This window comes from Belliella filtrata, from assembly GCF_022549775.1.
Lineage (GTDB): Bacteria > Bacteroidota > Bacteroidia > Cytophagales > Cyclobacteriaceae > Belliella > Belliella filtrata.
Map to the genome: position 1 here is coordinate 1 of NZ_JAKZGP010000133.1, position 1,467 is coordinate 1,467.

At 47.1% G+C, this 1,467-nt stretch carries 1 protein-coding gene; it reads left to right on the top strand.

The window, feature by feature from the left end; all coding sequences use genetic code 11:
* Positions 1–1,467, top strand: a 1,467-nt coding sequence (locus tag MM239_RS20730; RefSeq protein ID WP_241350238.1) for an IS1634 family transposase, incomplete at both ends; no start/stop codon positions are given.

Consider the following 1,467-nt stretch of genomic DNA (forward strand, 5'->3'; position numbering starts at 1 on the left):
ACAAAATCCAGAAGCACCTTAGCGATAAATATGAACAAAAAACCTCTCTTTTTGATCAGGAGGATGATATTGTCGTCAAACAATATGTTGATGATTTTTGGCAGCGTATCCTGTCATCCCAAAAACTTGACATCAAGTCACCGGAGAAGCTTTCACGCATGGTTGACATGGACACGCTCCAGCACAGCAATGCCCGGGAGATCGGAGCGGAGAACATAGCCTATCAGACATGGGAAAAGCTGAATCTCACTCCCTTGCTGCTATCAGTGGGCTTCAGTCCCGAACAGGCCATGCTTGCTGCCACACAGGTTGTAAGCAGGGCAGTATACCCTGCCTCCGAACTGAAAACCGTGCGCTGGATAAAGGAAAACTCCGCAGTGTGCGAACTTACCGGATACGACATGGACAAAGTGACCAAAGACAGACTTTATAAAAGTGCCCTGGACCTCTATAAGGCCAAGGATGCAATCGAAAGTCACCTGTCCCGGCGTACCAATGAGTTGTTCGATCTGGAAGACAAAATCATTCTTTACGACCTGACAAATACCTATTTCGAGGGGGAAAAGCGGAACAGCCAGTTGGCAAAGTTCGGCAGGAGCAAGGAAAAGAGAAGTGACGCAAAGCTCGTTGTGCTCGCCCTGGTGGTGAATGTTGAAGGCTTTATAAAGTATTCCTCCATCCTAGAAGGGAACATGGCAGACAGCAATACCCTTTCGGCCATGATCGATAAACTCGCCTCCCATACCTGCCCCGGTCCGGCCGTGGTGGTACTTGATGCCGGTATAGCCACAGAAGAAAACCTCAATCTCATTCAAAACAAAGGATACAGGTATCTCTGTGTAAGCCGTACCCGGCTGAAAGATTACAGTTATGTTCCCAGCAGACTTACCACCTTGTTGGACACAAAATCAAAGCAGACCATCAGGCTGAGATCGGTCACCACAGAGAAAAACACGGATTATTATCTGGAGGTCAAAAGCCCATCCAAAGAGAAGAAAGAGGAAGGGATGAAGCTCCAGTTTGAAAACAGGTTTGAGCAGGAACTCCAAAAGATCCACAACGCACTGCACAGCAAGGGAGGAACCAAGAAAGCGGATAAAGTCCACCAGCGTATAGGCAGGGCCAAAGAGAAGTATCCCTCGGTCCAGCGTTACTATGAGATTACTGTAAGCAGTGATGCAAAAACAGGAATTGCCACAGAAATCACTTGGAAAAAGGACACGGAAAGGCATCGGGAAAAAAATGAAAGCCTTGGTGTTTATTTTTTACGGACCAACCTGAATGTAAAGGAGGAGCACGTGGTCTGGAACATCTATAATACCATCAGAGAAATAGAAAATGCCTTCCGTACCCTGAAGACAGATCTTGACCTAAGGCCAATCTACCACAAAAATGACGATGCCACCATGGCACATCTCCATCTGGGGATATTGGCTTACTGGCTGGTCAATACGGTAAGACACCAGT